Source organism: Microcystis sp. M53603_WE2, from assembly GCF_030065435.1.
In genome coordinates, this window is record NZ_JASJFF010000001.1 from 1 (window position 1) to 3,578 (window position 3,578).

At 47.4% G+C, this 3,578-nt stretch carries 5 protein-coding genes; 3 read left to right on the plus strand and 2 right to left on the minus strand.

Translation table 11 applies throughout. The features are described from left to right. The first annotated feature begins 223 nt into the window (after positions 1 to 223). Positions 224 to 451: a hypothetical protein gene (locus PX481_RS00005; RefSeq protein ID WP_288092984.1), complete on the plus strand. Its 228-nt coding sequence runs from the start codon at positions 224 to 226 to the stop codon at positions 449 to 451. Between the two features lies 1 nt (position 452). On the opposite strand, the gene PX481_RS00010 is transcribed toward PX481_RS00005, so the two are convergent. Together PX481_RS00010 and PX481_RS00015 are read right to left on the minus strand one after the other, a co-directional pair. Further along, entirely contained in the window at positions 453 to 917 is a 465-nt protein-coding gene (locus PX481_RS00010; RefSeq protein WP_002763815.1) for an MEKHLA domain-containing protein, read from the minus strand. Between the two features lie 22 nt (positions 918 to 939). Beyond that, entirely contained in the window at positions 940 to 2,121 is a 1,182-nt protein-coding gene (locus PX481_RS00015; protein ID WP_002763816.1) for a M20 family metallopeptidase, read from the minus strand. Positions 2,122 to 2,348: 227 nt separating this feature from the next. On the opposite strand from PX481_RS00015, the gene queF reads away from it, so the two are divergent. Together queF and PX481_RS29975 are read left to right on the plus strand one after the other, a co-directional pair. After that, positions 2,349 to 2,744 (plus strand): preQ(1) synthase, encoded by a 396-nt coding sequence (gene queF, locus PX481_RS00020; protein WP_002740916.1) that lies wholly within the window; start codon positions 2,349 to 2,351, stop codon positions 2,742 to 2,744. Positions 2,745 to 3,430: 686 nt separating this feature from the next. Next, on the plus strand, positions 3,431 to 3,578 hold a 148-nt coding region (locus tag PX481_RS29975; protein WP_502888580.1), incomplete at its 3' end, for a Het-E N-terminal domain-containing protein.

Genomic DNA, 3,578 nt, shown 5'->3' on the forward strand with positions numbered 1-3,578 from the left:
ACGAAAACAACAGGCGCTTACGAAGTTATAGCCGGTGCTATGAAATCTAAGCGGCGATCGACCCACCTGCAATCTCTAAGTAGAGCTTGCTGAATAAATCTAAAAACCTTGTTGGGTAAGACTTTGAGACCTTTTTGAAATCCAAAAGTGCCAGGCATGGGAGTGATCAGGGGGAAAATTCCGGGACTTTTTCCCCGAAAATTAGGTAATTGACCCCCTGAAAATGGGTAAAACCCTACACCCCACACCCCACCCCCCCGATGTCGGGGGGGTTGGGGGGGCCACACCCTGCCCCCACGAGAAACTTTTTCAGCAAACCCTAATCACATCCCGTAAAATGGTAGCGCCTCCGACCAATGGGGGCGTTACGGGGGGGAAGTGGGGAAGTGGGGTGATGGGGGAGGGGGGGAGGGGGGAAGTGGGGACGGAGTTTCAAGGCAGTACAGCTTAAATCAGAGAAAAATCCAATCGGCAAAGGTGGCAGCCTGTCCGCAGTAAATGCCATCACGATCGATGATATTCCAAACGATCGCTTTTTCGATGCGAAATAGTTGACCGTTTTTCGTGATCCTTACCCCGTGATAATCGTTGATATAGCCCTGTTTTTTGACTAAATCTAGCATTTTTTGGCGTTCTTGGGCGGGTTCCTCCCCCTCTACCGTCGCTCGCGAAGGAGTTGTTAATAATTCTGGCCAAGTTAAACCCCAGAGATCGAGGGCACCGCGATTACCATAATTGAAGATCGGATTAGTTTGTGTACCGTGGGAAACTAGGACAAAAGGGGCATAAAAGAGCATTTTACTCTGTTCTTTGCCAGTACCGATCCGGGGTAAAAGCGATCGCCCGATTAATCGTTCATAATTATCCAGCAGCAATTCCGTCCAAGCTATAATAGCTAAATCTTCCCAAATTTCCATAAAATTATCTTGAAAAACCGGTTTAATCTTGCCGTTGCCAATATTTATAGGCCGCGTAGGCTAAAGTAATCACTCCCGTCAGAATTGCCGACTCATCCACTAAAAATTCCGGATGGTGAAGGGGGGGATTGAGGAGGTTAGTAGAACCCACTCCCAGACGGAACATTGTCCCCGGGGCCTGTTGCAAATAAAGGGAAAAATCCTCGGCCCCCATGGAGGGTTCCGAGAGAATTAAAACCCGATCCCGTCCCCAAGCTTCTAAACCAGCTTCTTCCACCAAACGGGTTAAAAATTGGTCATTTTGCACCGATGGCACACCCCGACGATATTTTACTTGACATTTAGCGTTATAGGTGCTACAGACATTCGTGACCAAACTCTCGATCCATTCCGGGAGATGGGCGTGGGTTTCTGGGTGCAGCGATCGCACGGTTCCCGCCATGCGTACCTGATCAGCGATGACGTTGGGGGCGCGACCACCGCTAATCTGCCCGATGGTGAGGACAATGGGACGCAAAGGGTTTTGAGTCCGACTAATTGCCTGTTGTAAAGTGGTGATTACTTGCGAGGCGATCCAGATAGCATCGATCGCCTCGTGGGGCCGGGCCCCGTGGCCGGATTCCCCTTGAATAAAAATCTCCAGATCGTCGGCAGCTGCAGTTAAGGCCCCGTAACGAACTCCGATCGATCGGGCCGGAATCGAGGGGAAAACGTGCAGCCCCAAAACGGCGCTGACATCCCGCATCACCCCCTCCCGGATCATCCAATTGGCCCCCTGGGCGATTTCCTCTGCTGGTTGAAAGAGAAAGCGTATTTTTCCCCCCAAAGGTTCCGAGAGACGGGAAAGCACCATCGCCACCCCTAAACCGACGGTAGCATGAACATCGTGACCGCAGGCGTGCATAATCCCCGGTTTGCGGGAAGCAAAGTCTAAATCGGTTCTTTCTTGGATCGGTAGGGCATCCATATCGGCGCGGATGGCTAAAATCCTTCGATCACTGCCTTTTCCCGCCAATTCTCCCTTAACTCCCGTTTTTCCCACCGCTTCCTGCACCGATAGACCACAGGAAGACAAAACCCCGGCAATATAGGCGGCCGTTTGATATTCTTGCCCACTTAACTCTGGATTCGCGTGAATGTGGCGGCGAATCTCCACTAATCGGGGTGCGAGACTCTCGGCTATGTTTTTAATCTCGGAGAGCATGAAACCAGTTTTACAGTATCTTTAGAGTTAATCATAGAGCATTTTTTACCTGAAAATTCGACTTGGCTGATTTTAAGTCTGCATTGTCTTCTCGGCATTCTTTCAACCCGGGACTAAGCTAATTTGTCAATAGGATGCAGGAGTTACTATTCATCTCTTGATTCGGTAACGCCTCTTGAGAGAATATTCCAGCTATGATAGGAAACATTGTCTAGTTAGGAAAAAACATGGTTCAGTCTTCCGAAAAAATTGAAGTTAAGTACGGGGAAAGAGAAATTGCCGAAGGAACATTAATTACTTTCCCCAATCCACGCCCTGGCAGAAATTACGATATTCAGATCACTCTGCCGGAATATACCTGTAAGTGTCCCTTTTCCGGTTATCCCGATTTTGCCACTATTTATCTTAGCTACGTTCCCGATCAAAAGGTGATGGAATTAAAGGCGATTAAACTTTATATTAATAGTTATCGCGATCGTTATATTTCCCACGAAGAAGCAATTAACCAAATTTTAGATGATTTGGTGGCCGCTTGCGAACCCTTGCAGATGAAAGTTAAGGGGGATTTTCATCCCAGAGGTAACGTCCATACCGTGGTGGAGGTGATGTATAAAAAAGAATAGCATAATTGTCTAGTTTGGGGATGGGGTTGCCTCCATCCCTTGCTGTTCTAGTTTTTGTTGTTCAAGTTTTTTGCTGTTCGAAGGTCTGTAGCCAGTCAACAGGAGAAGATGCTCAAGCAGGTTATATCGCTATCTTGTCCTTTGTCTGATAGGTTTTATACTAAATCCGTTGAGTATAGGCTTACATATCAGGACAGGCACTCATGCAAGAGGCAAGAGGCAAAAGGGAGAATAAATAATCAGTTTTTAATAACCTGGTTTAGTATTACTCATACTGAGTGTGCGCTTGATTGGGCGCATCTAGAGGACTGCTACTCCCAGTTTTGTCCAGATTTTCGGCTATCCCGTCGAAATCATTCCTCAGTGCGAACGATTTTTACCGAACAAGCAGGGCATCGATGACGGTGGGATTTACACCTTCTGTCGCTACCCTACGTCCAGCTTGCAGTGGTAGCCAACAACCCCAACGAGCAAGCCATCCGCGCCCAATACCTGCGCCATAATTGCGTCAGATACTTTGCTTTGATCTAATACCAATTCTCCAAAGTCTGACTACAGAAGTTTAATCCCCCTAAATCCCCCTTAAAAAGGGGAACTTAAAGGGGGATTTAAATTCGATGTGTAGTTTTCATTTAGAGAAATGGTATAAGATTGAGTCAGCAATATCTAATTTGGAGTCTCAGGCAATGGAAATAATTCTCGCTGCGTTGGCTGCTGGTGCGGCGGCTGCTGCTAAGGATACGGCAGGAACAGCCGTTAAGGATGCTTATGAGGGTTTAAAAGCGTTGATTAAGAAGAAATTTGCAGAAAAAGGGAAAACAGATGATAGTGATA

Bases quoted from the DNA above. Each gene is read 5' to 3' on its own strand.
- PX481_RS00005 (WP_288092984.1), top strand. From the start codon at position 224: ATGGGTAAAACCCTACACCCCACACCCCACCCCCCCGATGTCGGGGGG.
- PX481_RS00010 (WP_002763815.1), bottom strand. From the start codon at position 917: ATGGAAATTTGGGAAGATTTAGCTATTATAGCTTGGACGGAATTGCTG.
- PX481_RS00015 (WP_002763816.1), bottom strand. From the start codon at position 2,121: ATGCTCTCCGAGATTAAAAACATAGCCGAGAGTCTCGCACCCCGATTA.
- queF (WP_002740916.1), top strand. From the start codon at position 2,349: ATGGTTCAGTCTTCCGAAAAAATTGAAGTTAAGTACGGGGAAAGAGAA.